Genomic DNA, 25,502 nt, shown 5'->3' with positions numbered 1-25,502 from the left:
GCGGCGTGCAAACGCCCTAGGAGAAAGAGTTATGTGTGGCATCGTCGCAGCGGTTGCACAGCGCAATGTGCAGGGAATTTTGCTGGAAGGACTCAAACGTCTGGAGTATCGCGGTTATGACTCCTCTGGCATGACGGTGCTGAACGACGGTGCCTTAACGCGACACCGTGCCTTGGGTAAGGTCTCGGCACTGGCCGAACGATTGGATATTGCGGCGTTACCGGGCAGTAGCGGTATTGCGCACACTCGCTGGGCCACGCACGGTAAACCCTCCGAGGCCAATGCGCATCCGCATCACAGCAGCGATACCGTTGCCGTGGTTCATAACGGCATTATCGAAAACTACGAGCAGATCAAAGAGACGCTGCAAGGTAGCGGTTACACGTTCACTTCGGAAACCGATACCGAAGTGATCGCCCACTTGCTGGCGGAAACACTCGCTACGGGCAAAACGCTGTTCGAGGCGACGCAGGAGATCGTGCATGGTCTTGGCGGTGCTTACGCACTGGGCGTGATGAGCGTGACCGAACCCAATGTGGTGGTGGGCGCGCGCCAAGGAAGCCCGCTAGTCGTGGGTGTCGGGATCGACGAAGCCTTTTTAGCCTCTGACCCGCTGGCGCTTTTACAGGTGACCGATCGCTTTATCTATCTGGAAGAGGGCGATGTAGTCGAGCTGCGTGAGGGCGGTGCCCTTCGCATCGTCGATCGGCAGGGCGATACGGCTGAGCGCCCGGTGCATACCTTCGAGCATGGCGACGGCGCGGCCAGCAAGGGCGAGTATCGTCACTACATGCTCAAGGAAATTTTCGAGCAGCCCAAGGTTATCGAAGCCGCTCTGGAAGGTCGGCTGAGCGCCAGCAGCGTACTGGTCGAAAGTTTTGGGCCAGAGGCCCAGGCGTTGTTCCAGAAAGCCCGGCAGGTGCATATCATTGCCTGCGGCACCAGCTATCATGCAGGCTTGGTGGCGCGTTACTGGTTGGAGCGCTACGCCGGGGTGCCGGTACAGGTCGAAGTGGCCTCCGAGTATCGCTACCGTCACCCAGTCGTGCCGGAAGGGACACTGTTCGTCACGCTCTCCCAATCTGGAGAAACCGCCGATACGCTGGCGGCGCTGCGCTTTGCCAAGACGCTGAACTATGTCGGCTCGCTGGCGATCTGCAACGTGCCCGGAAGCTCCCTGGTGCGGGAGTCCGACATGTCGCTGATGACCCGCGCGGGCCCAGAAATTGGCGTCGCCTCGACCAAAGCGTTTACCACTCAGTTGATTGCGCTGATGCTGCTGACGCTATCGGTCAGTAAAGCAAAGGGCCAGCCAGCGCAGCCAGAGATCATTGGCGCCCTGCAGGCACTGCCCGCGCTCTGTCAGCAGGTGTTGGGTCTCGATCGGCAGATCGAAGTGCTTTCTCAGGCATTTGCAGAGAAGCATCACGCGCTCTTCCTGGGTCGTGGGGCGCACTACCCCATTGCTTTAGAAGGCGCGCTGAAGCTCAAGGAGATTTCCTATATCCACGCGGAAGCCTATCCGGCCGGCGAGCTCAAACACGGCCCGCTGGCGCTGGTGGATAGCGAGATGCCGGTCATCTCGGTAGCCCCCAACGATGACCTGCTGGAAAAGCTAAAATCCAATCTCCAAGAAGTACGCGCCCGTGGGGGACAGCTATTCGTATTTGCCGATCAAAAGGTAGGGATTAACTCCCAAGACGATATTCACGTTTTGGAGCTACCGAATGTTCACGAAGCGCTGGCACCGCTACTCTATACCTTGCCACTGCAGCTTCTGAGCTATCATGTGGCGGTCCTGAAAGGCACCGATGTGGATCAACCGCGTAACCTTGCCAAGAGCGTGACCGTTGAATGATCGAAGCGTCACAATTAATTGCAATCGAATGAATAAAGCGCTTTACAAGATGCGGCAAATGGCCGCATCTTATGCGCCATCGCTGCGTTGCAGCACATAGTTAGTGTGCTTATGATCGTGGCGGTACTCTCTAACCCTGCCAGGATCACGCTGCTATGAAACCACCTAACGTCCTTGCAACTCGGCATCCCGCTTGCCGCGTTGCTTGGTTGTTGACCGCACTCTGCCTCTTCGCTTTTCCTTCTCTTGCTTTTGCTGCTGCTGGCCCCCTCGATCTCACCACCTCGCTTGCCGGTATCGCCTCCGTGACCATTTTCATTCTGGCCTATGCCCTGGTCATGAGTGAAGAAATCATCCACATGCGTAAATCCAAACCGGTTCTGGTGGCCGCTGGCCTGATCTGGGCCATGGTCGCGTGGGTCTACGTACAAGCGGGTATGCCCCATGAGGCAGAGAGCGCCTTCAAAGAGACGCTGCTCGAGTATACCGAGCTGCTGCTGTTCCTCCTGGTGGCGATGACGTACATCAACGCCATGGAAGAGCGTCGTGTGTTCGATGCACTGCGTGCGTGGCTGGTGCGCAAGGGGTTTAGCTACCGGAGCCTATTCTGGATTACCGGCTGTTTGGCGTTCGGTATTTCGTCCATCGCCAACAACATGACGACTGCCATGCTGATGTGTGCGGTGGTGCTAAAGGTCGCCGAGGGGGATAACAAGTTTATCAGCCTCTGCTGTGTCAACGTGGTGGTGGCCTCCAACGCCGGTGGTGCGTTCAGCCCGTTTGGCGATATCACCACACTGATGGTGTGGCAAGCCGGTCAGGTGCCTTTCGAAGGCTTCTTTGCACTGTTGGTACCTGCCATCGTGAATTTCATGGTGCCTGCGGTGATCATGAACTTTTTCATCGTCAATCGTCAGCCCGCTGCGCTCACCGAAAACGTGTGGTTGAAGCGGGGCGCCCGGCGCATCATCGTACTGTTCTTGATCACCGTGGCGATCTCGGTGCTGTGCCACTCGATTCTGTACCTGCCGCCCGCTATGGGCATGATGTTTGGTCTAGGCCTGCTGCAATTCTTTGGCTATTACCTGCGTCGCAGTTTGCCCCGTTCGCTGGAGCGCAAACGTGAGCGTTACTCCCGCCGCGGAGATTGGAAAAAGCTGGAGCAGCTAGGCAGCGTGGTGCCGTTCGATATCTTCAGCCGTATCGCCCGTTCCGAGTGGGACACGCTGCTGTTCTTCTACGGGGTGGTGATGTGTGTGGGTGGCCTGGGGTTCATGGGCTATCTCAGCCTGCTTTCGGAAACGCTTTACGGCGGCTGGGACCCGGTGTGGGCCAACGTCGTGCTGGGGCTGATCTCAGCGGTGGTGGATAACATTCCAGTGATGTTCGCCGTGCTATCCATGGCGCCGGATATGTCGGAAGGCAACTGGCTGCTGATCACTCTGACGGCCGGTGTGGGGGGCAGCCTGCTCTCCATGGGATCGGCTGCCGGGGTAGCGCTGATGGGGCAAGCCCGTGGTATCTACACGTTTGCGGTGCATTTGCGCTGGGTGCCCGCTATTTTGTTAGGTTACGTAGCCAGTATCGTGGCACACCTGCTGATCAACGCCAGTCTTTTCTAAGGCGGTTGGCTATCCTGCCTAGCCGTTTGGTTAGGCAGGCCAATAAAAACGCCCCTTATCGCTGGATAAGGGGCGTTTCGTTAGGAGCCTATATGTCGACAGGCGGCGTGGCACTTAAGACCACGCGCCTTGGTGGCTTATAAGTCGTGGCCGGTAATGACTTGGCAGATATCGGCGAAGCTGCGCGCCATGGGAACCACCGTCGTGGGTGGTTGGGTATTCAAACGGCTGCCCATGGCCGACTGGATATCAGTGGCAGAAATGATGCCTCTTACGCTGAGCTCCTGGTTTGGCTTGCGCTCGGTAATCAACAGATGCTGCTCGGTAAAGCTTTCCATGGAGAGGACGAGGTCTTCGATGGTGAGCGACGCGAGCTGCTCCAGCGGCATGGCGCTGAGTTTCTCCCAGGGTGTCATGATCATGGCGGCGGTCACTTCGGAGCGCTCTAGGTTACGCTGCTGCATGGCCAGATTGATGCGCCGGGTACCGATGACCTCTTTGGCGGTGAGCACGCCCACGCAGTGGGACTGTTTGTCCATCACGAATAGTAAACGAATACCGCCATGGCGCATTTTCAGATGAGCGTCATCGATGGGCGTGTCGCCTGCGATCGATTGCGGCATGACATGAGTAAAGTCGGTGAGTACCGACATGGCCGGGCTATCGGGCGTCAACTGCTTGGGCGTCGGCGTCGTGAGCAACGGAGTCGCACCAAACTGAACGAGCGGCTTATGTGAGTGCATGAGTTGGTTCATCGAGGGGTACCTCCGTGGTTGTGAAGAAGCAGGTCATTCACCACGCGCCTGCTTTGTACCTTCACATTTGCACGGAATTCTTATCACAATCTTAAGACATCCCCCGTGTTACATTTTTTCTCATTCTTTTGCCTGGCGCTGCGTCAACGCATCTCTTGCCACGACCGCTCTCACCCGCAGGCCGCCGTTTGGAGCCTCTTCCAACCGCAACAAGCCTTCGTGGCGTTTGACCACACGCTCGACGATGGAAAGCCCAAGTCCCGCGCCTGCTCCCGGGCCTGCACGCTGGAAGCGTTCGATGACCCGACTGCGTGCTTGGACAGGGATGCCGGGACCTTGGTCATCGACCATGATCGTGATGCCCTGGGAAGCGGCTTCGAGCGTCACCGTCACGATGCTCTGAGCCGGGGAGTGTTGCATGGCATTGCCGACCAAATTCTGTATGAGTGTTTCGATGGCGCCAGGCTCCTCTTCCATCTGCCAGTCGGCATGCTGATCGACATTGAGCAGCAGCTGCTGTTGGCGTTCGGCGGCCAGTGGCGAGAGCTTTGCCAGGGTTTCCTGAGTTTCCTGCAGCACGTTGGCGAAGCGTATTTCTGGCAGCGGCTCCTCTTCGGGGTCGAGGCGCGCCAGGGTGAGTAACTGGGACACTAGACGCGTCGAGCGAGCGACACCGCTACGCAAGTAGTGCAGCGACGCTTCACGATCTTCGGCGTTATCGGCCGCTAGCGCATTCTGGGCGTGAAGATCCAGCACGGCCAAAGGGGTGCGCAGTTCGTGGGCGGCGTCGGCAATAAACCGTTTTTCGCGTATTCGCAGTTGACGCAGCCGCTCTAACAGCCTGTTCAGTGCGCCAGCGATGGTGCCCAACTCCTGTGGCATCGGATAGAGCGGTAATGGTTTGAGATTGTGCGGATCTCGACTACGAATCTGCTCTGCCAGGCGAGACAAAGGTGCCAATCCCCAGCCAATGGACCACCATAGCAGCAGCGTCAGGAAGGGCAGCCCGATGAGGTCGGGCAGCAGCGTGCGAAGCGCCACGGCGCTGATTAGCTCGCCGCGCACGTCCTCGCGCTCGCTGACCACCACGCGTTTGGGGCTGTTAGGAACATCCAGGACGTACACGCGCCACTCGTACTCGTCCACCGTGATCGTCGAGTAGCCAGCCGGTTGCTGAACCAGCGGCGTGCTCGGTCCGCTGGCAGAGCGTAGAAGCAGACGGTCCTCTTCCCACAATTGAAAGGCGAGTTCACGCAGGGTGTCAGCTGTCGCAGAGGTAACACGTTGGTGGGGGGCCGATAGGGCTTTTTCTAGGCTACTAATCAGCAATGACTGTTCGTATTCGGGCAAAGGGGCTTGAAGTAGTCCCTCTAGCAACACGGCATTTTGCGCCAAGCTCCTATCATGCAACGCCTCGATTTCGCGAGCGGCATAGCGATAGCTGATATAGCCAATGATCAGCATGCTAATGCCAAAGACGAGTAGGACGAGGCCTAACGTGCGACGGCGAATGGAGGTCATGGAGCTACCTGCTCGGGTTTATCCATGACATAACCAATCCCTCGTACCGTTCGCACCACATCGGGAAATAGCTTGCGCCTTAAATGATGGATATGAACTTCAATGGCGTTGCTCTCTACCTCCTCTTCCCACCCATAAATCAATCGAGTGAGCGTATCGCGGGTGAAAACACGTCCTGGATGACTCATAAACTCTTGAAGCAACGCGAGTTCACGACGTGACAGGGGAACCGTCTGGTGTTGATAGGTCACGATCAAGGATTGAGGATCCAAGCTAATGCCGCGAAATCTCAACACGTCATTCGTGTGGCCTTGGCTACGACGTAGCAGGGCGCGTAAACGTGCCTTGAGTTCATCCACCTCAAATGGCTTGGTGAGATAGTCATCGGCGCCTGAATCGAGTCCTTCAATGCGATGATCCACGGCATCACGGGCAGTGAGTACTAAAATGGGCACGTGATTGCCGTGACGTCTAATTGTCCGTAATACCTCTATACCATCCACGTTGGGTAAACCGAGATCCAGTATGACGGCATCAAAGGGTTCGCTTTGGAGTGCGTTGAGCGCACTCTCTCCATCGGTAAGATGATCCACCGTATAGTGTTCGGGTTTTAGGGCGATGCGAATTCCCGATGCTAAGCTGGGGTCGTCTTCTACTAATAACAGGCGCATAACGTAGGGGGACCCTCCTTGACTCATAGGGGCTATTTCATATTACCCGGTTATCTAACATGACACGTCGTTCGCCACTCAGCCACCTTGTCGTTCGACCCTGCTCCGACCACCGTCGGCGCGAGGCGCTGCTGCATTTGGCAGCCGTTCAAAACGCTACCCAGCAGGCGGATTTGCAGCACGCCCTGACCACGGCCAGCTCGGCCGATTGGCGAGGCCTATGGGTGGCCATGGCGGGCGAGCATATTCTCGCGGCTGCTTGGGTGCAGCCGCTGTCGAGCCAAACGGCGCAGCTATGGTTGCCCAGGCACGTCGATGCCGCGCTGCCCTTGTTAAACGCCCTACGAGAGTGGGTAAGGCGCGAGCCCATCGCGTTGTGCCACGTGGTACTACCCGCGCCGTGGGACGCATGGGAAAGAACGCTGGTTCATGGCGGAATGCGGGCTATGGCCACGCTGGAGCATCGGGTATGGACATGCCAAACTTCCGTTGCTCCCCAGCCATCGCTGGGGTTACGTCCGTTCACGATGTTTCCTCTGGCTGAGCAGCATGCGCTGTTGGCGCGGGTGGGGGAAGCGTCGTTGGATTGCCCAGCGCTGCGCGATGCACTGCCCGTGACGACTTTGCTGGCGGGGTTCCAGGCTCAGGCGGGGTCGTCTCAACCATCGCATTGGTTTGGGTTGACGTACCAGCAGCGAGAGGTGGGGGTATTGTTACTGGGCACCTCTTCCTCGCACTGGAGCCTGCAACTGATGGGGCTGGTGCCCGAATGGCGGGGCCAAGGGCTGGGGAGAGCCATCATCGGCCATGCGCAAACGTTGGCCGCCGAGGCTGGGGCGAAGAGCCTGAGCTTAACGGTCGATGCGCAAAACACACCCGCACGGCGTGTATATGACCACACAGGCTTCGAACTACAGGGGCGCGAGCGCCTGTTAGGGTGGTATTGAAGTCGTCTTCAGCGGTCGCAACGAATGAGTACCATTACCGTGGGTTGAATTGCCGCGCTTAGTAGCATTTTCTTACCCTTTATGTTCTCGGTATACTAACTCTATACGTATGTCTTGGCGTTTCGGTGTCCCGGTGGCAGAGTTCATCGACAGTGGCATGGCCGCACTTCGGCAAGAGCGGTGTCTCCAAGCGCTAGGTAGTCAGCATAAGCAAAAACGGACGCACTCGTTTTGAAACGCAACGCGTTTATTACATAAAACTCAAGAGGTGGTGAGAGTGAAATCTAAGCTGATCATGAGCGGGCTGGCGGCCCTCGGCGTCATGGCAGGCACATCCGGTGCTTATGCCCAAGATGCAGCGCGTGACGCAATCGCTGAGCGCCTAGCGCCGGTAGGACAACTCTGCCTTCAAGGCCAAGACTGTGGTACGGCCGCAGCACCGGCCGTGGCCAGCAGTGGCGGTGGTGGTGAAATTGACGGTGCCGGTATTTACAACAACGTCTGTATGGCGTGCCACGAAACGGGCGCAGCCGGTGCCCCGGTACGTGGCGATGAAGCGGCCTGGGCCGAGCGCACCGAGCAAGGCTTTGCCACCCTGCTAGACCACGCCATTAATGGTATTGGCGCAATGCCTGCCCGTGGCGGCAACCCCAACCTCTCTGACGAAGAGGTGGAAGCCGCCGTTGCTCACTTGGTCTCTCCCGTGATGGAAGTCCCGGAGCTGGGCGGCGGTGAAGAAGCGTCAGCAGAAGCCGCCGACGAAGGCGCGAGCGACGATATGGCGGCTAACGAAACAACCGCTGAAGCGCCCGCTGAGGATACCGCCGCCAGCGATGTCGAAGCATCCGGTGGTGACAGCGGTTTAGACGGTGAAGCCCTCTACGCCAGCATTGGCTGCGCAGCGTGTCACGCCGCTGGTGTGGCGGGTGCCCCCGCCATCGGTGATGCGGAAGCCTGGGGCCCGCGCATTGAGCAGGGTACCGACGCACTCTACCAAAGCGTCTTCAACGGTAAAGGCGTGATGCCGCCGCGCGGTGGCAGCAGCGCGTCCGATGAAGAGATCATGGCCGTCGTCGACTACATGGTCTCGCAAGTACAGTAAGTGGATACCTCACCCTAACCGTAGGGTGGGGGCATCATTCTTTATAAGATATCCACAGGTGGGCATTCAAAACCCCCTGTGGATATTTTTATGTGCGCCCTTTGCTTCGTACGCTCATCCCAGCAGCGAACGCAATCCGGCAATGGCATCTTTACCGCGTGCCTGCTTCTTCTCCGGGTCCTCTTTATCGGCGCGGCCCTCCCACTCCAAATCATCCGCGGGCAACTCATCCAAAAAGCGGCTGGGCTGGCAGTCCATCAGCTCGCCATAGGCCTTGCGCTGGCGGGCCAGCGTCAGCGTTAGCGTGCGTCGGGCGCGGGTAATGCCCACGTAGGCTAAACGCCGTTCTTCTTCTACGGTATCCATCTCGATGGCGTTGCGGTGGGGCAGTAGATCCTCTTCCAAACCCATCAAATACACGTGCGGAAACTCCAACCCTTTGGAGGCGTGCATGGTGAGGAGCTGCACGCGGTCCGAGTCATCCTCTTCTGCCTGCTGTTCGAGAATGTCGCGCAGCACCAGGCGGGAGATAGCCGCTTCCACGCCGTCGGTTTCTGTCTCGGTGGAAGCTGTGGCGTCTTCCGGGTCGCGGTCCAGCGATTTTTCCAGTTGGTCGATCAAGATCCACACGTTGGCCATGCGACGCTCGGCGATGGTGGGCGCGCTGGCGTTTTGATAGAGCCATGCTTCGTAATCCATCTCCCGCAGCATGTCGCGGATGGCGGCAATCGCATCGCCCTGGTCCATCCGTTTGCGCACGCCGTCGATGAAGTGGGTAAAGCGCGAGAGCCGCTCCACGGCGCGGGTGGGCAGCGTTTGCTCGAGCCCTAGTTCGTGGCAGGCGGCAAACAGCGAGATCGAGCGCTCGGTGGCATAGTTGGCGAGTTTCTCCAGCGTGCCGGGGCCAATTTCCCGGCGCGGCACGTTGACGATACGCAAGAAGGCGTTGTCATCGGCGGGGTTGATCAGCAGGCGCAGGTAGGCCATGGCGTCCTTGATCTCGTTACGCGAGAAAAACGACGTACCGCCGGAGAGCTTGTAGGGGATTTGATAGTGCTGCAGCTTCAGCTCCAGCAGACGCGCCTGAAAGTTGCCCCGGTAGAGCACCGCAAAATCCCGCCACTCGGCGTTCTCTTTGATGCGCCGGGTGAGCATTTCGCTAGCCACCCGCTCGGCTTCGGCCTCTTCATGGCGGTTCACCACCACGCGAATCGGCGCGCCGTCGCCCATGTCCGACCACAGGGTTTTATCGTAGACGTGGGGGTTGTTGGCAATCAGCGTGTTGGCGGCACGCAGTATCGTGCCGGTAGAGCGGTAGTTCTGCTCCAGCTTGATGACCTTCAAACGGGGAAAATCCTCCCCTAGCGTGACCAGATTCTCCGGCCGCGCGCCCCGCCAGGCGTAAATCGACTGGTCGTCGTCGCCCACCACGGTAAAGGTGGCCCGTTCCGCCATCAGCAGTTTCACCAGTAGGTACTGGGAGACGTTGGTGTCCTGGTACTCATCCACCAGCATGTAGTGGATTTTACGCCGCCAGCGGGCCAGCGCCTCGGGGTCGCGCTGTAGAAGCACCACCGGGAGCAGGATCAGGTCGTCGAAATCCACCGCGTTGTAGGCTTTCAGGTGGCGAACGTAGGCTTCGTACACCCGCGCGGCGAAGTGCTCGTCATCGTCCGCCGCGAACGAGAGCGCCTCCCCCGGCAGTACCAAGTCGTTCTTCCACTGGGAAATCTTGGCCTGCACGGCGTTGATCTGCTCGGCATCGACCTGAGCGTCTTTATTCATCAAGTCGCGCAGCAGCGCCTTGGCGTCTTCTGGGTCGAAGAGTGAAAAGCCCGGCTTGTAGCCCAGCGTCTTTAGCTCGCCGCGAATGATGTTGAGCCCCAGGTTGTGGAAGGTCGAGACCGTCAGCCCGTGGCCCTCTTTGCCTTTCAGCATTTGGCCCACCCGCTCTTTCATCTCTCGGGCGGCCTTGTTGGTAAAGGTCACCGCCGCGATTTTGCGGGCGCTCATGCCGCACTCTTGCACGAGGTAGGCAATCTTGGTGGTGATCACGCTGGTTTTGCCCGACCCCGCGCCCGCCAACACCAGGCAGGGGCCATCGATGTAGCGCACCGCCTCTTGCTGGCGTGGGTTGAGCCCTTTGATACGGCTAAGAATGCTCTTTGGCGGTTGGGGCGTCATGGCGAAGGGTGACCTCTACAAGTGTTTCGGAGCGATTTCCATTACAATCAGCGGCGCTGACGAAGGCGCAGCGGGCAAATACAGCAGGTAACTCATAGGCAGGTGGTGATGTTTGAAGTAGCGCTATTCGAGCCGCGGATGGCTCCCAATACGGGCAACATTATGCGCCTGGTGGCGAACAACGGCTGCCGACTCCATTTGATCGAGCCGCTAGGCTTCGATCTCGAAGAGAAAAAGCTGCGCCGCGCGGGATTAGACTACCGCGACCTCGCCAACGTAACCCGACACGCGGATTTTACGGCGTTTTACACCGCCATGCAGGGGCGCACCATCTGGGCGATCACCACCAAGGGCACCCGCGCCCACAGCGATGCCAACTTTGCACCGGGGGATGTGCTGCTATTTGGTTCGGAAACCGCCGGGCTTTCCCCTGAGGTGCACGCCATGCTGCCCGCCGAGCATAAACTGCGTATTCCCATGCAGCCCAATAACCGTAGTTTGAATCTCTCCAACGCGGTAGCGGTGGTGAGTTATGAGGCGTGGCGCCAGCAGAATTACGCTGGCGCCCTCGCGATCTAGCTTTACCCGGCAATACCGTACTGGTCGCGGTAAGCGCGTACCGCATCGGCGTAGGCGAGCATCTCGCCGCCTGCGTGCTCTTCCAAATACGTGAGCACTTGTTCGAGGGTGACGATGCTGACCACCGGCATGCCGTACTGCGCCTGCACTTCTTGAATGGCGCTCTGTTCCCCCTGGCCGCGCTCCTGTCGGTCGAGGGCGATGATCACCCCGCCTGCCCGCGCGCCGCTTTGCTCGATCAGACTCATCACTTCACGGATGGCGGTCCCTGCGGTGATCACGTCATCGATGATCAAGATATCACCGGCCAGCGGAGCCCCTACGATGTTGCCGCCTTCGCCGTGGGTCTTGGCCTCTTTGCGGTTGAACGCGTAGGGCATGTCGCGGTCATGGTGGTCGGCCAGGGCCGCCGCGGTGACCGCCGCTAGCGGAATGCCCTTGTAGGCCGGGCCAAACAGTACGTCCGTTCGTAAACCGCTATCGACGATCGCCTGGGCGTAAAAGCGGCCCAGCTTGGCCAGCGCGCGGCCCGTTTGGAACAGCCCGGCGTTGAAAAAGTAAGGGCTTACTCGCCCCGACTTCAGCGTGAACTCGCCAAACTTGAGCACGCCCTGCTCAATAGCGAAGGCAATGAAATCGCGTTGGTAGGGTTGTAGAGTGGTGGCCACGGCGGTGTTCTCTTGTCGGTAGGGGTGGTCGATAAGAATGTAAGTCAAACGCAACAATAAAACGGGGCTAAATAGCAAGATTTGGTTTGTCTATTTACCCAAACGTCTAAACGTCGGGTATCATACAGCAGCGACGCAAAAGGGACGATTTATGAAAATTGCCAGCATCAATGTCAATGGTATACGTGATGCCGTCGACCGTGGCTTCCTGGACTGGCTGGCTCAGCAGGATGCCGACGTGGTCTGCGTGCAGAACATCAAGGCGAAAAGTTTCGAACTGGGTGACCACATCCTCTATCCGGAAGGCTACGAAGGCTACTTCCTGGATGCCGAGGAGGATGGTTTCGCCGGCGTGGCACTCTATTGCCGCAAAATCCCCAAAGCCATCATGTACGGCCTGGGGTTCCCTCAGTGCGACCACGAAGGGCGCTTTCTGCAGGCGGACTACGACCGCTTCAGTATCGCCACCTTCCTGATGCCCGATGGCAGCGACCAAAAAGCCAAACAGGCGTTCATGGAGCAGTACCAAGAGTACCTGACGAAGATGTCGCGCAAACGCCGCGAATACATCATCTGCGGGACCTGGCACATCGCCCACAAGACCGTCGATTTGGCCAACTGGTCGGACAACCAGCTCACCTCCGGTTTCCGCCCGGAAGAGCGTGCCTGGATGGACCAGGTGCTTGGCCCCACCGGTTTTATCGACACCTTCCGCGAAATCAATCGCGACGCTGGCGAATACACCTGGTGGCCCAAGCTTGACCAAGACGTGCCCCGTGATCGCCAAGAGGGCTGGCGGATCGACTACCAGCTGGTCGGCCCCAACTTCCGTCGTCACGTGGTCGATGCGTGGATCGATTACGATGCGACCTTCTCCGAGTTCGCACCGCTGATCGTCGAGTACGATCTAGCGCTTTAAGCGTTAGCTACTTCCCGCGTCGCACCGCCAACAGGCCAGCTTACCGCTGGCCTGTTGCGTTTGGCTCGCTCAAGAGCGAATGCCCAGCGCTTCACGCTGCTTCTCGCGCAGCTCATTACCGGCTTTTTCAGCTAGGTCCAGCATGGCATTCAGCTCTTTACGGCTGAACGCGCCCGCTTCCGCCGTGCCTTGCACTTCGATCAGCTCAGCGTCTTCAGTCATCACCACGTTCAGGTCGGTGTCGGCCTTGCTGTCTTCGGGATAGTCCAGGTCCAGCACCGGCACGCCCTTGTAAATACCCACCGAGATCGCGCTGACCAGCTGCTTGAAGGGGTCGCCTTTGATCTTCTTCTCCCGCTGCAGATAGCGAATCGCGTCCACCAGCGCCACGCAGCCACCGGTAATCGCCGCCGTACGCGTGCCACCATCGGCTTGGATGACATCGCAATCCACGGTAATGGTGAATTCGCCCAGTTTCTTCAAATTCACCGCCGCGCGCAGGCTGCGGCCAATCAGCCGTTGAATCTCCAGCGTGCGGCCACCCTGTTTGCCGCGGGTCGCTTCGCGGCCGCTGCGGGAGTGGGTGGCGCGGGGTAGCATGCCGTACTCGGCGGTAATCCAGCCCTGATTCTTACCGCGCAGCCAGCGCGGCACGCCCGCTTCCACGCTCGCGTTGCACAGCACCTTGGTATCGCCAAACTCCACCAGCACGGAGCCTTCCGCATGGCGGGTGTAGTCACGGGTCAAGCGAATCTCACGGAGCTGGTCGGCCTCGCGACCGCTGGGGCGAACAACATCAGGACGCATAGCACCTCACATCATGTTAAAAGTGGAAAGCCCTCTATTGTACACGTCTGAGCGTGCGTGGATGGGCCTATCGGTTAGACTGTCCGGAATCACATTGATGGATAGGATGCTCACTTATGGCCGCTTCCCGCCACGTACATAGCATGACCGCTTTCGCCCGCACCGAGCAGGCCGCCCCGTTTGGCACCCTGCAGGTCGAGATTCGCTCGGTGAACCAGCGCTACCTAGAGCCGCACTTTCGCCTACACGAAAGCCTGCGGGATCTAGAGCCGGTGCTGCGCGAAGCGCTGCGCACGCGCCTGGCGCGTGGCAAGGTGGAGTGCAGCGTACGCTTTGAGAGCGCTGATACCGCCCAAGCACCGGCCGTGAACGCCCAGCGACTAAAAGAGATAGCCGATGCCCTGGTCGCCATTCAGCAGCAGGTGCCCGGCGCCGTGCCGCCCACCACGCTAGCACTGCTCAACCAGCCCGGCGTGATGGAAACCCAGCACCTCGACCAAGACGCCATCAAAGCCGCCGCCAACGCGCTGTTTGACCAAGCCCTGGACGAGCTGATCGACGCCCGCGCCCGCGAAGGCGACAAGCTCGCCGAGATGATCACCACCCGCCTGGAGGCGGTCAGCGAGCAAGTGGCCACCGTACGCAGCCTGCTGCCGCAGATTCTGGAGCGCCAACGCGCCCAACTGCTAGAGCGTTTAGACATCGCCAAAACCGAACTCGACCCCCAGCGTCTGGAAGCCGAGCTGGTACTGGTGGCCCAAAAAGCCGACGTGGACGAAGAGCTGGACCGCCTCACCGCGCATATCGAAGAAGTGCGCCACCAGCTCGCCCAAAAAGGCCCCAAAGGCCGCCGATTGGACTTCCTGATGCAGGAGCTCAACCGCGAAGCGAATACGCTCTCATCGAAATCCGTGGTGGCAGAGACCACCCGCTGCGCGGTGGAACTGAAGGTGTTGATCGAGCAGATGCGGGAGCAGATCCAGAATATTGAGTGAAAAGTAGGAGCCGAGCGACAGCTTGGAGTGCAAGGGTGGTAGAGGCAACCTTTGCTACCTACCAGCAGATGCTAGTAGCGGGTCTGAGTGGGCGTGAATGTATTGGGCCAGATGTTCGAGCCAAGCAGCGAACATCTGGCACTGGAGGCGTTTGGTTAAATCCATTCATTTGATTTTATGAAGATAAACCCCAACGCAGGTTTCTTATACAGTGTTTTCGGGATGCTGATTTCTGACGCGTTTCTCCAGAGCCGCGCGCTGAAGCTTCAATTCCTCTACCAGTTCGCCGCTGTAAAGTATCGATGTTTCCATGTTTCGGTACGGCCCGTGACGCGCAGCGCAGGCCCAGTTGTAGGAGCCCGCACACATAACGTAATCATCGACCATGACGAGTTTGCTGTGAACTTGGTTGACCACCTTCACTGTCACCTTGTCCTCGGCGAGTGCTTCACAGCACCTTTCGAAGCGAGCCGCTTTCTGGGTATCCGGCTGATCACCGTTAGCGGTATTGAAGCGATGGTCGGTATAGATCGTAATGGCAATGCCACGGGCAGTTGCCTTTTGAAGTGCTGTCAGTATTCCGGTTTCATCCAGGCGTCTGTAAGAGATCCAGGGCGAAACTATATCGAGGCGTGAGCTGGCGTGTTCAAGTAACTCTTTTATGCAGTCGTCATGCTCCTCGGCATCGTTGATCACTCGTGGCTTTCGACAAAGTTCGAGCAGGTCGGGGCGTGAAATGCTGGCAGTAAACAGTAGCTCGTTTTCTTCACGACTGAACAGGTACCGCCCCAGCAGGTGACGTGGCGTTCCCCGTGGGGCAGCATCAATAACGTCCATGTCGCCAAATACGAGAAAGCTGTCTTTCGCGCGTGATACCGCTACGTTCAAAATCGAAGGGTCATTGTCGATAAAACTGCCATCGTCGTGGCGCGAATAGACCGCAGAAAAAAGCACGACCGTGCGCTCCGCCCCTTGCAAAGCGTGTACTGTGCCCACCGTCATCGCCGCACTGCCCGCGCCGACCTTGATATCCCGCGCCTGGCACTCCTGCTCGATCAGCTTGGCCTGGGCCTTGAAGGGCGTGACGACGCCGACGATCTGTTCAAGCGGCTTGCCGTGCGTAGATTCCAGCTGCTCGCGCTGGGTGGCCAGCCACTCGGCCACCGTAATGGCTTCCAGCCGGTTGATGCGGCTTCCCGAAGGTGGCGTTTCCGCCCGGCCATCCACCTGCACGTAGCCAAAGGGCGGCAGTTCGGTATCGGTGGCTGGTTTGTCGCGCAGCGGCTGCAATACCCCCTGGTAGCAGAGGTCGTTGCAGTAGGCGATGATCTCGTTGAGGCAGCGCCGGTGCTCGCGCAGGAACATGCCCGGCTCGGCCTGCTCTAGGTAATGGTAGCGGCTGGCCTGCTGGGCAATGCGCATTACGCTGCCGTCCATCACCGAGCGGCCGCCCTCGCGCAGTTCTTCATACTCATCGACGGTGGTAAGCAGCCCCTGATGGGATAAATTGCCCACATCGACGGTCGGCGACTGGGTGGCCACCGGCTTGATCTGGTGCACATCGCCAATCGCCAGCACGCGTTTGGTCAACGCCATGGAAGCGCCTGCCACATCCGGCGCGACCTGGCCCGCTTCGTCGATGATCAAGAGATCGATTTCATTCACCAGATAATTAGGCCGGAACTGGCCTGGGCCTTCGAACACCTTGTGGATCATGTGCGACGGCAGCGAGTGCAGCGTCGAGACGATACAAGGGGTCAGCATCATGCGTCGACGCCAGCGCGGGCGCACTGAAGCAAGTCCCTGTTTCTCATTGCCCTTGGCCGTCTGCTCGGCCAGCTCGTCAGCGCGTTCGGCGCACGCTTGTAGCCAGCGCGCTTCCCAGTAGTGCACCGCCAGTTGAAAGAGGGTGAAGCGAAGCGTGGTATCCAGCGCCTGATCGAAGGCGTCGAACGTCGCCGGTAGTGGCTTGCCGATGTGTTCGCGAAAGGCCGCCTCCAGTGCTGCCGTGGCCTGCTCGATCGCCCGCATGGCTTGTTGGCATTTGGCAACGAAGACGTGCTTCTCGTCCAGCGCGGCGCGCTGCTGATCGCGCCGTGCCTTCAGCACCGCCTCGGGAGGCTCTGCCGACTGGTCGATCAGATGCTGCCCGTCACTGCTCAGGTGCTCGCTGATGAACAGATCACGCCGCATGCGCCGCCTTTTGGCCACCGGCGGCAGCACGGCCAGCAGGGAGAGCCACATGGGCTCGTCGGCGCAAAAGCGCTGCCAACGCTTGAGATCCGCCTCGAACGTATCGAACTCGCCTTGTAGCGCGGTGATCGCCGCTTGCTCGCGCTCAAGTGCTTGGTCGGGCGCCTCGCCCAGCTGCTCGGCAAGCTGTGCCTGAAGCGTTGCCCGCCCCGCCCAGCGCTGGTGAAAATCATCAAGCTGGGCCTGGTGCGCTTTTAACCGCTGATGAAGCCGCTGGCGAACGGCGTCTACGTCGGTGAGCGCGTCATCGTCGAACGCTTGGCGGGCATGTGCCAGAAACGCTATCTTGGCGCGCTCGAGATATGTCGGGGATTCGACCTCGCGATAAAACGACGGGGTCTGGTAGTGCTGCGATGCGTCGCCTTCCCGGCTGCGCGCGCAGTAGAAACCGCCGTAGCTGTCAATGCCCGGCAGCCAGCGTCCGCCGAAGGCGTCCTCGGTTTCCTCGAAATCCTTGGCAAAGGCCTCGAGCACGTTGGTTACGGCCTGGTTGTTGGTGGAGGCGGCCATGATCAGCGGCGGTTCGCGTTCACCGAGGGCAGCGTTCACCCACAGCGAGGCCACGGCCGAGAGCACGAAGGTGGTCTTGCCCGTGCCCGGCGGGCCGTTGACCGCCAGCACCTCGCCTTCCTCCATGGCCATGACCTGTGCCAGCGCATCGCGCTGGGCAATGGCCAGCGGGTACTGGCTAGTGGCATGGCCCAGCCGATGGGGCATGCCGGGCAGAGGCGCAACGCAGGGCTGGTACGTCTCGTTGCGTGAAAGCGCGTAGCTTTCCAGCAGCGGCAGCGCTGGCTTGTTTTCCGAGAGCCAGTCGTAGAGGCCGATGATCTTCTCAGCCGCGCCCAGCTGTTCATCGACCTTGGCAATGCGCGCCTCGTCGGCGCTGATGTATACCTCTTTCAACCGATCCGTCGGGCAAAGCGCTTCGAATAGTTTTTGCGACAGCGCGTAGTACGGCTTCCAATACTCGCTGTGCGCCTCGAATGTGGTGGCCTCGAGCAATGCCTGCGCTTCGCTTTCCGACCAGACCCGCGGCTCGGCCTTGCTAAGAAAACGATCCTGCTCGGCGACATCATTGAGTGTGAAGCGGTCGTCGGCCTGGGGCGCCAGCAGGTCGCGGGGAATCACCGGCGGCTCGGCGGGAATCAAGCGGCCGTCGCGGGCGACCCACAACCCGCAGATCAGCGGCGTGATGATCGCGGGGTAGAGCGCGAGTTTTTCCACGCCATGCTCCTGCAGCCCTTTGTACACCGCTGGGCGTAGCGCTATCCGCACCAGCTGAGTCGCTTCCTTTTCCCCCTCGAACAGCCGCTTGAGTACCGGGTGGTTGGAGGGCAGGTAGCCATCGCGATAAACCGTCCGCTCAAGGTACTCGGTCTGATCCAGCGCCTTTTGGGTCAGCGCGCCTTGCCCGCTTTCGGCATCCGCCAGCGAGTTGCGCCAGTAGCGAAGCCAGCGTTGGGCCGCGGGCTGGAGAGTCTCTGCCTGACTCATATCGTTGCCTTCTTTCGCGTTCGTTTTTTCGGTGCCTGGGCGGCGAGCTCGATCTGGATGCGCCCGAACAACGCCCGGTTTAAAGCACTCAACTCGGCCAGCTTGCTAATCATGGTTGGTCCCTGGTGTAAATAAGACGCTTCTCTGCGTATCTAGGGTAAGTGTGCTGCTGCTAGACGTTGACTTATTACCTTAGAGGTAACTCACTTCTTGTTAAATGGACTGGAAGAGCCCGGTCGGCGTCTAAACCTCGGTGAGTTTCATCAGGGTTTTTCGCTATATAGGAATCGGCTGTCGAGCTCAGAAATACTCTACGAGTATATTTATTCGAATGAGGGTGGCTCAAAGTCGCTAGGCATTGCCTCTCCCACTGTGAGCGGAACACCCATACTTGAAAGTTCCGAAGTGAATAGCGCCACGCTTTTCGTCAGAAGGATACATCCCGCGATAATCAGCTTAATTCGGTTACTGCTAGTCGCATATTCCAACTGCTGTGTGGCGGCCTCACCCGATGGCAATATGCCGCCAATCCCAAGGTGCAACTTCCTGACTTTCAAGTCATCGTTTTCCTTGATCCCCGTGACTATATTGTCCGTTAAAGCAGCCATCGACTCGACTTGAGCGTCGGATAGCTCTTCGGTTTTGGCATGCGCAATCTGATTTCTAACCTTGTTGATATGACCATAGGCTTTGGCAAGGTCTTGTGGCAATCCACTCCCTTCAGCCAGTGCCAATTTATGCGCAAAGCTGAACCTCCCGTGCGCCAGAATCTCAGGGTGCTGAGTGGCCTTGGAAACCCAGAGCTCGAGAATGTTTTCAATAACCAGGTGCAACCTGAGCACTGTAGCTATATCGTCGTTCACATTGACGAGCTTTAAAATTCTTTCGTACCTGAACGCTTTCTCGAAGTCACCTCCGATAGCCGTGTATCCTTGTCGCGCACTTTCCATATCGATGCTCCAGGATCAGCTTTAGTCCCATCCATAAAATTCGACTCAAAAAATGAGCATTCTGGACGAAAATAGTGACTTATCCTGCTTTCGTGGAAGTCACCGGCTTCGTTTTTTCCAATGCACCGAAGATGCCATCGATAACGTTCTCTCGTCCCGCGAATAGTCCATCCGGGCCGCCGGCGTGCAGGTGGCTGAATGGTGCCTCGTAAAGCGCATTCGCCTCCATGACGCCCCGCGAGGTTAGCTGATCGATAATCAGCTCGATGAATCGCATCTGAGCGGAGGTCAGCGTGCGATCAGAGAGAAACTCGGAAAACTCAGCCTGAGCGGCTTCGCGATCCATGCCCACCAAACTGCGAATGAAGTAGGCAAGCGAAGGCGCCTGACGCTGCTCCAGAAGATTCGCCAGCAGCGTTTCGCCATCCTCTTCGCCAATCTGTTTCAGCGTGGCCTCGAGGCTTTCCAGATCCGTGGGTGTCAGCGGCTGATTGGTGCGAAGTTTGTGCACGACGATGTTGTTCCAGTGGCTATTCAGGTAAGCCTCGACCTTCTTGGCGTACTGAACGCCGGTCATCTTTGGCATTTCAAAAACCGTCTCCTCGCGCACGTCCAGTATTTCGTCCTTGAAGTTCGTATAGACGATCTCGCGGCGCCCCTTGTCGATGAACGGCACCAGCCCCCGCAAACGCAAGCGCATCTCTTCGAGTATCGCAACGTCGATATCTTCCCAGAAGCCGGGCTCTTGCATGGCCTGAAGGTAGCCAAGCTGCTCCTTGACCAAGGGAATGGTGGTTTTCTCTTCCAACATGGCGGCGATATCCATTACCCGAGCGCGCAGCCTGTTAAAGCTCCCGGCATCGGCCTCGATCAACGCCAATTGCATGCGCAGCGCCGTGAGATCGAACATACGGGACTCGGTATCGTCGGTCGGCATTTCACTGGGAAGATCGGCAACCTCGTTGAGTAGCGTTTCCTGCGCGTGCAGATCCAACTGATCCCACCGCTTGCGATCCTGAAAGCGCTCCACGGCTTCCCGATGCAGCCGCACGATGAAATTGTCCGAATTCATGGCGGCGACCTCACCATGAAGCGTTGAGGCGAGCTCGGTCGTCACGGCGCTATCGGGGTCGAGAGCCGGAGTCGACTGCAGGTGGCTGAGAAGCTGGACGCGCGAGCGAAACAGCCGGGTGCCTAGCGCGGCATTACCGCTCGCCTCGATGCCGTCCGGGTTCTCGCGGAAGAAGTCGAAGTTGAAGCAGAAGTCGAAGACCCGAAAGTCTTTCTTGTCGTCTTCTTCACCCCCGGGGCCGAAGAGGCCCGGGCAGAGCCGCGTTCCGCGCCCGATCATCTGCCAGAACTTGATCTTCGAGAACACCGGTTTGAAAAACACCAGATTGGCGACTTCCGGCACGTCGATACCGGTATCCAGCATGTCGACCGAAATGGCGATATGCGGCGGTTTGTCGGGCTGGGAAAAGTCATCAATCAGGCTCTGGGGGTACTTGGCCTGGTTGTCGATGACTCGGGCGAAATGCCCGGCGAAGTGCGGGTAGTGATGATTGAAGCGTTCCTCGATGAACGCGGCATGCTTATGATTGCGCGCGAAGATAATGGTCTTGGCCAGACGGTCGCCGCCTTCCACGCGATAGCCGTTCTCCATCAGGTGCTTGAGCACCTTGTCAGCCGTATCGGTATTGAACAGCCAGTTATTGATGGCGGAGGCGTTCACCTCGACCGGCATCACCGCTTCGCCCGCTTCGTCTCCCCAATCGAGGCTCTCCCACTCGGCTTTCTCGTCGTCGCTGAGATCTTCATAGTCGATCCCTTCCCGCGGGAACTTCAGGTCCACCTGTTGCACCTTGGGCGGGACCAAAAAGCCATCCTTCACCGCGCGATCCAGCTCATAGGCGTCGGTTGGCACGCCCGGCTCCAACTCGAAGAGATCGTAGGTGTTCTTGTCCACCTGCTCTCGTGGGGTGGCGGTGAGACCGACGAGCAGCGAATCGAAGTAGCGAAAAATCGCCCCGTACTTCTGATACACCGAGCGGTGGGCCTCATCGATGACCACCAGATCGAAGTGACCCACGCCAAAGCGTGCTTCATCGCCCTGGGTGTCATCGATCAGCCCCATCATGGTCGGATAGGTGCAGACGTAAACGCGTCCTTCCTTGTGCTTCTCGGTCACCAGATTGACGGGGCTGGAGTCCGGTAGGTGCGCCTTGAAGGCATTGGCGGCCTGATTGACCAGCGAAACGCGATCGGCCAGAAACAGCGCCCGTTTCACCCAGCCAGCGCGCTGCAACACATCCACCAGTGCCACGGCGGTCCGCGTCTTGCCGGTGCCGGTGGCCATCACCAATAGCGCCTTACGCCGCGCCTGGGCGAACTGCTGGAAGATGCTGGCGATGGCACGCTTTTGGTAATAGCGCCCGGCGATCTCATCCTTTACCGCGTGGGCCGCCAGCACGCTGCGCTGATCGCGCCGACGAATCAGGCTCGCCAGTTCGCTGCGCTTGTAGAACCCGGCGACGCTGCGCGGGGTGTAAAAGGTGTCATCCCACAGCCAGGTTTGATAGCCGTTGGTATAGAAGATCAGCGGGCGCTGGCCGTGCATCACCTCCAGACAATCCGCATAGAGCTTGGCCTGCTGACGGCCGTTTTTGGCATCGGCCGTGGTCTTTTTCGCCTCCACCACCGCCAGCGGCTTGCCGTCCTCCCCCCACAGCACATAGTCGACGTAGCCCACGCCCTGCGCATTGGGCATACCGCTGACCTTATACTCCCGGTCCTCGATGTTATCCAACAGCCAACCGGCGCGGCGCAACTCGACATCAATCAGATAGTCCCGTGTCTCGGCTTCGGAGTAGTCGTGGGTATCCGGCGTTGCCTCCGCCGCCGCTTTCGCCTCGGCGATCTGCTCGCGTAGCTTTCGCACCTCGGCATCCAGCGCATCGCGCGCCTGCTGCTGCTTGAGCGCTGCCTTGTTCTGCTCGGCCAACTGCTGCTCCAGCGCCTCCAATTCCTGTCGTGGCACAACATCATCAGAGCTGACAGGCTGGGGAATTCGCGCATCCTGCCACGCAGCCCCGTCGCGGGGGGCCTGTGGCGTATAGGTACGCGTCAGCCAGTAGCCAATATGATGCAGCTCCTTCACCACCTGTCGCGCATCGCTCTCCTTGACCGGGCGCGCATCATGCACCGCCTGATTGCCCATCTTTTGAATCACCCGCGCCTTCTGGAATACCGCCTGCGGCAGCAGGTTCTGAAAACTCGGCTCGTGCAGCAGCGCGCCCAGGTTACGGTCGTAGGGCATGGTGAGCGCGGCGTCATGCCGGTAAAGCCAGTGCACCGCCGCCTCCAGCGCAAAGCGGGCGTGAAAGCAGGACGCCCGTGGATCACCCACGATATGGCCTTCCGCCCGAATAGCGGACTCGGCAACGGTGCTGAATTCACGTGGCAGGAAGGCGAAGTTGGTCATGGGCTACAGCTCCCCGTTAAAGGCGCGGTGTTGGAGTGAGGCGAATAGCGTATCCAGCTCGGCGAGGTGAACATTAAGCAGAGATTTTTGATGTTCGATAGAAGCGACGATCTCTTCAAAATGGGATTGGATATCTATAGGAGGTAAATTAATTACGATTTTACGCAGATGGGAAGGCCCAAAATTAGGCTGAGCAGACCCAGTAATCAGTCGACTAATCTGCCGCCTAAAAGCCTGTGACTCTACAAATGCACGAATGAACGCGTGTGTAATCCTGCCTCCCTGCGGACGCAGCCTGATCATACTTGTATTTAAACTCAATGGTAGATGTTGCTGCTTAACATAGGCGATTTTACCCCACGTTACACCCGAGCTTGACATCACAAGATCACCCGCATCAAGAAGGAAGTGTGAATATGTTCTGCTAACCTCATCAGGATCGAGATATTTTTCTGTATTGGTTAATACCAGCTCACCATCAACAATATTCCGAATATTGACAAGCTTTATCCCTTTATTTCGAAACTGCCATTTACGTATTCCAGGACCTTCCTGGAAATAGACGGCATCTTCAAAATTAACTACTGGCCACCCCTTCGGATTGGTAACCGGATCACCAAACATCTCGATAAAAGTCGACTGCAGAAAAACGTCGAGCTGGGCAATCGCCTCGCGGCGCTTGGCGCGCAACTCATCGGCCGCATCGAGAATCGCCGCGATGCGTTTTTGCTCGGCGAGGGGCGGGAGCGGAATAGTTAATCTAGTAAAAAAATCTACCGGTACACGCCGCTGGCCAGCAGCCCCTTTCATTTTCAGCTTGCCCGAGGCTCTAACAAAGGGCGAGCGAAGCAAATGAAAGAGGTACCTCGGAAAAATTCTCTTTCCGGGCCTAAAAACATGAAACTCAGTCGAACCAAACCCAAGCTCTCTTGGAAGATTTTCTACTAACGCCATTTTCCCATTTTCAAAGCATGGGGTTATCTTGGCAATAAGAACATCCCCGGTCTTGAATGGAGTAAACCCTTTCCTTACCTCATGGTATGGTCGATCAATAGTCTCAGTTATCGATAAGGTCTTTTCTGAAACCGAAGACATGGGTACAAAACTTACGAGCTCTTCTTCAGAAGGTTTGTCTCCCTTTTCAAACCTTGGGTTAGCTTCCAATAGATCGCCGAGTATAGCGGAAGGATATTTCATCCCAGCATCCCCTCCAGCGCCTTCTGCCCCTCAGCAATCTCAGCCTCCAGAGCCGCCAACCGCTGCAGAATCTCCTGCGGAGCTTCGTGCTCGACCGCTTCGTATTCGACTTCCTTGTAGCGGTTGATCGAGAGGTCGTAGTCGTGGCTGGCGATCTCCGACTTGGGCACCAGGAAGCTCTGTTCGGTGCGCTTGCGGCCCATCTCCCACCCGGGGTTTTGCCAGCGGGCGATGATGTCCGGCAGGTCGCTCTTGTCCGGCTGGGGGGTGCGCTTGTCGTCCAGCGAGAAGCCGTCGGCCTTCATGTCGTAGAACCAGACCCGATCTGTGCCGCCGGAGTTGGTCTTGGTGAAGAGCAGAATCGCGGTGGAGACACCGGCATAGGGTTTGAACACGCCGGAGGGCATCGAAATGATGGCGTCGAGCTTCTGCTCTTCTACCAGCATCTTGCGCAGCGATTTGTGCGCCTTACTGGAGCCGAACAACACGCCATCCGGCACAATGACCGCCGCGCGTCCGCCAGTCTTGAGCAGGCGCAGAAACAGCGTCAGAAACAGCAGTTCGGTCTTTTTGGTCTTGACGATCTGTAGCAGATCCTTCGCCGTCGATTCAAAATTAAGGCTGCCGGCAAACGGCGGGTTGGCGAGAATCAACGAGTATTTTTCCGCATCGCTTTCGTCCGCCTGGGCCAGCGAATCCTTGTAGCGAATATCCGGATTTTCCACGCCGTGCAGCAGCATGTTCATGCTGCCGATACGCAGCATAGTGGAGTCGAAGTCGTAGCCGTGGAAGGTCTCGTCGTTGAAGCGGCGGCGGGAGGCCTCGTCGCGGTAGATCTCGCCGCTGTGGTGGCGCTGCAAATACTCGGAGGCGGCGTTCAAGAAGCCCGCCGTGCCGCAGGCCGGGTCGCAGATCACGTCGCTCGGCGTCGGCGCGGTCATCTCCACCATCAGCTTGATGATATGGCGCGGGGTGCGGAACTGGCCGTTCTGACCGGCGCTGGCGATCTTGCCGAGCATATATTCGTAGAGATCGCCCTTGGTATCGGCGTCGTTCATGTCGATGCCATCAAGCTGGTCGACCACGTTGGAGAGCACCCGCGGCGTCGGCATTAAAAAGAGCGCGTCGCGCATGTGGTGGGTGTAGGTCGAGCCCTCTTCGCCCTCAGCGTCGCTTGTCTGACCGAGTGTCTTGATGAAAGGGAACACCTCGTCGCGCACGGTGGCGAACATCGGCTCCGGCGCCAGCTCGCTGAAGTGCGACCACCGCAGGTGTTCTTGATTCTCCGCAAAAATGGGGTCTTCGATAGACGTCTTCGTGCGCGTTGCCTTGCGCTCCTTGAGCGTATGCAGCTCATCCAGCCGCTTGATGAAAAGCAGATAGGTCAACTGTTCGATAACGGTCAACGGGTTGGAAATACCGCCCGACCACATCGTGTCCCAGATGCGATCGACTTTGGATTTCAGTTCGCCGGTAATCATGACTGTCCTTTCTAT

The 25,502-nt window shown here is 58.5% G+C and carries 18 protein-coding genes; 7 read left to right on the top strand and 11 right to left on the bottom strand.

The window, feature by feature from the left end:
* Positions 1 to 31 precede the first annotated feature (31 nt).
* Positions 32 to 1,858 (top strand): glutamine--fructose-6-phosphate transaminase (isomerizing), encoded by a 1,827-nt coding sequence (gene glmS, locus FRH_RS05730; protein WP_058577342.1) that lies wholly within the window; start codon positions 32 to 34, stop codon positions 1,856 to 1,858.
* 155 nt (positions 1,859 to 2,013) lie between these two features.
* Complete coding sequence (nhaD, locus tag FRH_RS05725; RefSeq protein ID WP_058577343.1) at positions 2,014 to 3,480, top strand: sodium:proton antiporter NhaD; 1,467 nt, start codon at positions 2,014 to 2,016, stop codon at positions 3,478 to 3,480.
* 137 nt (positions 3,481 to 3,617) lie between these two features.
* On the opposite strand, the gene FRH_RS05720 is transcribed toward nhaD, so the two are convergent.
* The 3 genes from FRH_RS05720 to FRH_RS05710 all read right to left on the bottom strand — a co-directional run bounded on the left by FRH_RS05720 (position 3,618) and on the right by FRH_RS05710 (position 6,427).
* Positions 3,618 to 4,235: a CBS domain-containing protein gene (locus FRH_RS05720; RefSeq protein WP_058577344.1), complete on the bottom strand. Its 618-nt coding sequence runs from the start codon at positions 4,233 to 4,235 to the stop codon at positions 3,618 to 3,620.
* Positions 4,236 to 4,355: 120 nt separating this feature from the next.
* A complete protein-coding gene (locus FRH_RS05715; protein WP_281997953.1) occupies positions 4,356 to 5,756 on the bottom strand; it encodes an ATP-binding protein in 1,401 nt (466 codons plus the stop codon).
* A complete protein-coding gene (locus FRH_RS05710; RefSeq protein WP_172515142.1) occupies positions 5,753 to 6,427 on the bottom strand; it encodes a response regulator transcription factor in 675 nt (224 codons plus the stop codon). Before FRH_RS05710 ends, FRH_RS05715 begins: the two co-directional genes overlap by 4 nt.
* Before the next feature lie 59 nt (positions 6,428 to 6,486).
* On the opposite strand from FRH_RS05710, the gene FRH_RS05705 reads away from it, so the two are divergent.
* Together FRH_RS05705 and FRH_RS05700 are read left to right on the top strand one after the other, a co-directional pair.
* Positions 6,487 to 7,374, top strand: a complete 888-nt coding sequence (locus FRH_RS05705; protein WP_281997952.1) for a GNAT family N-acetyltransferase — start codon at positions 6,487 to 6,489, stop codon at positions 7,372 to 7,374.
* 277 nt (positions 7,375 to 7,651) lie between these two features.
* Complete coding sequence (locus FRH_RS05700) at positions 7,652 to 8,476, top strand: c-type cytochrome (RefSeq protein ID WP_281997951.1); 825 nt, start codon at positions 7,652 to 7,654, stop codon at positions 8,474 to 8,476.
* 114 nt (positions 8,477 to 8,590) lie between these two features.
* Here FRH_RS05700 and rep read toward each other — a convergent pair whose 3' ends face one another.
* Positions 8,591 to 10,660, bottom strand: coding sequence for a DNA helicase Rep (gene rep, locus FRH_RS05695; protein WP_281997950.1), 2,070 nt, complete (start codon positions 10,658 to 10,660; stop codon positions 8,591 to 8,593).
* Between the two features lie 108 nt (positions 10,661 to 10,768).
* On the opposite strand from rep, the gene FRH_RS05690 reads away from it, so the two are divergent.
* Positions 10,769 to 11,239, top strand: a complete 471-nt coding sequence (locus FRH_RS05690; protein WP_153843646.1) for a tRNA (cytidine(34)-2'-O)-methyltransferase — start codon at positions 10,769 to 10,771, stop codon at positions 11,237 to 11,239.
* Between the two features lie 2 nt (positions 11,240 to 11,241).
* Here the strand turns inward: FRH_RS05690 and pyrE are convergent, their stop codons facing one another.
* Complete coding sequence (gene pyrE, locus FRH_RS05685; RefSeq protein WP_239296686.1) at positions 11,242 to 11,907, bottom strand: orotate phosphoribosyltransferase; 666 nt, start codon at positions 11,905 to 11,907, stop codon at positions 11,242 to 11,244.
* A gap of 151 nt (positions 11,908 to 12,058) precedes the next feature.
* Between pyrE and FRH_RS05680 the strand changes: the two genes are divergently transcribed.
* Positions 12,059 to 12,826 carry an exodeoxyribonuclease III gene (locus tag FRH_RS05680; RefSeq protein ID WP_139526142.1) on the top strand — a complete coding sequence of 256 codons (768 nt, stop codon included), beginning with the start codon at positions 12,059 to 12,061 and terminating at the stop codon, positions 12,824 to 12,826.
* 69 nt (positions 12,827 to 12,895) lie between these two features.
* On the opposite strand, the gene rph is transcribed toward FRH_RS05680, so the two are convergent.
* Entirely contained in the window at positions 12,896 to 13,633 is a 738-nt protein-coding gene (gene rph / locus FRH_RS05675) for a ribonuclease PH (RefSeq protein ID WP_281997949.1), read from the bottom strand.
* 116 nt (positions 13,634 to 13,749) lie between these two features.
* Between rph and FRH_RS05670 the strand changes: the two genes are divergently transcribed.
* Complete coding sequence (locus FRH_RS05670; RefSeq protein ID WP_281997948.1) at positions 13,750 to 14,628, top strand: YicC/YloC family endoribonuclease; 879 nt, start codon at positions 13,750 to 13,752, stop codon at positions 14,626 to 14,628.
* A 204-nt stretch (positions 14,629 to 14,832) separates the two neighbouring features.
* Here FRH_RS05670 and FRH_RS05665 read toward each other — a convergent pair whose 3' ends face one another.
* The 5 genes from FRH_RS05665 to FRH_RS05645 all read right to left on the bottom strand — a co-directional run bounded on the left by FRH_RS05665 (position 14,833) and on the right by FRH_RS05645 (position 25,487).
* Entirely contained in the window at positions 14,833 to 18,378 is a 3,546-nt protein-coding gene (locus FRH_RS05665; RefSeq protein WP_281997947.1) for an AAA domain-containing protein, read from the bottom strand.
* A gap of 323 nt (positions 18,379 to 18,701) precedes the next feature.
* A complete protein-coding gene (locus FRH_RS05660) occupies positions 18,702 to 19,328 on the bottom strand; it encodes a hypothetical protein (protein ID WP_281997946.1) in 627 nt (208 codons plus the stop codon).
* Between the two features lie 79 nt (positions 19,329 to 19,407).
* The gene (locus FRH_RS05655) at positions 19,408 to 22,809 is read right to left on the bottom strand and encodes a DEAD/DEAH box helicase family protein (RefSeq protein ID WP_281997945.1); all 3,402 of its coding nucleotides are present in this window, start codon (positions 22,807 to 22,809) and stop codon (positions 19,408 to 19,410) included.
* Between the two features lie 3 nt (positions 22,810 to 22,812).
* Positions 22,813 to 24,006: a restriction endonuclease subunit S gene (locus FRH_RS05650; protein ID WP_281997944.1), complete on the bottom strand. Its 1,194-nt coding sequence runs from the start codon at positions 24,004 to 24,006 to the stop codon at positions 22,813 to 22,815.
* Positions 24,003 to 25,487 carry a class I SAM-dependent DNA methyltransferase gene (locus FRH_RS05645; protein ID WP_281997943.1) on the bottom strand — a complete coding sequence of 495 codons (1,485 nt, stop codon included), beginning with the start codon at positions 25,485 to 25,487 and terminating at the stop codon, positions 24,003 to 24,005. The genes FRH_RS05650 and FRH_RS05645 overlap by 4 nt, the downstream gene beginning before the upstream one ends.
* Positions 25,488 to 25,502: the final 15 nt, after the last annotated feature.

This window comes from Halomonas sp. A020 (genome assembly GCF_027943625.1).
Classification (GTDB): domain Bacteria; phylum Pseudomonadota; class Gammaproteobacteria; order Pseudomonadales; family Halomonadaceae; genus Vreelandella; species Vreelandella piezotolerans.
This window is presented reverse-complemented; position numbering and strand designations above follow the sequence as displayed.